Here is a 2,083-nt window from a genome sequence, read left to right as displayed (position 1 = left end):
CCCTATCCCCCTGTGTGCCCTTGCCTCCCACGACTGCGTCGCCGCGCTCCTCAGCCGCGGCCCGGCGCTCCTCCGCCCGCTCGCGCTTCTCGCGCCGCTCGGCGACCTCGTCGGCCTTCAGGTCGGTGACGGCCCCGTCGAACACCATCACCGGGATCAGGTCGTGTTCGAAGAACTTCGGGAGCCCCTGAACCACTCCGATCAGGTTGGCGACCTCGACGCCGTCCGCGGTGGTGTACTTCTCGTCGGCCGTCCACTTGACCGTCGTCGTGAGGTAGCGGTACAGCCAGTTGTGCGCGTCGACGGCGACGACGCTCCCCTCGATCTCCGCGAAAGGGACGTCGCGGATCGACGCGAGATCGCGCAGGTCGGCGTTTCCCATTGCCTGTCCCTTGTGCGCGCCGGTGTTAAACGCTGACCGTCCGCGGCGACGCGTCCGCCCACCGGCTCACGCCGTCGTCCCACGCCTGCCGACTTCTGGGCCGTTTATGTGTCTCACGCGCCTACGTGGCGTAACCGGATGGTCTCCCCGTTCGAGGTGTTGGATGTCGACGAGGACGCCGACGACGAGGCGGTCGAGCGGGCGTACCGCGAGCGTGTGAAACGCGCCCACCCCGATCAGGGGGGTTCGATCGAGGAGTTCCAGCTCGTCCGCCGGGCCTACCGAGAGCTCTCCGAGCGCGACGGGAACGGTGACGGGGGCGACGACGCCGTCGACCCCGCCGACGTCGACCTCACCGAGGACGGCGACGCGCGCGCCCCCAGGTCGACCCGGGTCGAGTTCCTCGACTACGAGGCCGTCGTCGACTACGGCTGGTCGCTCGACGACGACGAGCTGTTCCGGAAGGCGTCCCACGCCGACCTCGACCCCGACGCCCACGGTCGCCTGCTCGTCCACCCCGACGAGAGCCTGCTGGAGGCGGCCGAGCGGAGCGGCTTCGCGTGGCCCTTCTCGTGTCGCGGCGGTGCCTGCGCGAACTGCGCGGTGTACCTCGCCGCCGGCGAGCTCTCGCAGCCGACCGACCACATCATGCCCGACGACCTCGCCGAGCGCGGCTTCCGGCTCTCCTGTAACGGCTACCCGCTGACCGACGAGCTGTCGGTCGTGTTCAACGTGAAACAGCGACCCGAACTCGACGACCTCATCCTCCCGCCCGGGCCGTTCACGCGCCGCTGATCGGCGGTCGCGTCGCGCGTCGAAAAATCTCCGAGCCGCCGCGCATCCCGCTCATCCGAGGAGGTACCGCAGCCACGGGGTCGACCGCACGAGGTCGCTCGACTCCAGCGCCCGGTCGACCCCGACGATCCGGCCCGCGCCCCACGCGCCCAGCCCGAACAGCAGGAGCATGTACACGAACGAGCTGTCGATGAAGTAGCCGTGGCTCATCGGGAACCCGGCCAGCAGCCCGCCCTGCCACGCCGCCGTCCAGAACAGCGACATCATGATCGCGCCCATCAGCGCGGCGAACCGGAAGAACACGCCGAACAGCAGCGCCAGTCCGATCAGGATCTGGCCGAACACCACCATCGGGTCGACGATCACCGCGAAGTCGGCGAAAAATAGGAACACCCCCTGAAGCGGGTTCGCGTCTGCGATCCCGTTCTGGAGGAAGCCGACGGAACTCCACGCTAGCGGGTCCGCGAGGCCGCCCTCGAACAGCTTCTCCAACCCGGCTTGGAGGAACACCCACGCCATCACGACCCGGAGGCCGAGCATCGAGTACGCCAGCCACGTCTCCGAGTAGTTGAACTCCACGTCTCTCCCGAGCAGTTCCGAGCGAAGCGTCCGTTCGGACGGTCGTGTTGCCATCTTGAAACACCTACGTGAGGGAGTCTCACACGAGTAGAATAATCTACCGCCCGATCCGATGCGCGAGAGTTTTCAAACGAATCGGAACGAAAACTAACAGGAATATCCCGGGCGTCCTCAGAACGCCTCGGCGACGGCGGCGACGACCGCGTCCTCGACGGCGTCGCGCTCGCCCGAGAGGAACTCGATTTTCCCCTCGCGGACGCCGGCGGTGGCGATGTCCGCCGTCGGCGCGAGTTCGGCCGCGCGCTCGGCCACGTCCCGGACCGACAC

General features: G+C 68.2%; 2 protein-coding genes and 1 pseudogene. 1 reads left to right on the top strand and 2 read right to left on the bottom strand.

Annotated elements, in window-relative coordinates:
* Nucleotides 1-31: 31 nt before the first annotated feature.
* Nucleotides 32-382 (bottom strand): annotated as a pseudogene (locus BN903_RS03880) (flap structure-specific endonuclease); the annotation flags it as partial.
* A gap of 138 nt (nucleotides 383-520) precedes the next feature.
* Here BN903_RS03880 and fer point away from each other — a divergent pair.
* Nucleotides 521-1,177, top strand: a complete 657-nt coding sequence (gene fer, locus BN903_RS03875) for a ferredoxin Fer (RefSeq protein ID WP_048076443.1) — start codon at nucleotides 521-523, stop codon at nucleotides 1,175-1,177.
* Nucleotides 1,178-1,228: 51 nt separating this feature from the next.
* Here fer and BN903_RS03870 read toward each other — a convergent pair whose 3' ends face one another.
* On the bottom strand, nucleotides 1,229-1,810 hold the full coding sequence (locus BN903_RS03870; RefSeq protein WP_048076442.1) for a DoxX family protein: 582 nt from the start codon (nucleotides 1,808-1,810) through the stop codon (nucleotides 1,229-1,231).
* Nucleotides 1,811-2,083: the final 273 nt, after the last annotated feature.

The organism is Halorubrum sp. AJ67 (assembly GCF_000513435.1).
Note: the sequence above shows the minus strand (reverse complement) of the source record. Positions and strands in the feature narration are given on the sequence as shown.

Coding starts and splice junctions, on each gene's coding strand:
- BN903_RS03870 (WP_048076442.1), bottom strand. CDS start 1,810: ATGGCAACACGACCGTCCGAACGGACGCTTCGCTCGGAACTGCTCGGG.
- fer (WP_048076443.1), top strand. CDS start 521: ATGGTCTCCCCGTTCGAGGTGTTGGATGTCGACGAGGACGCCGACGAC.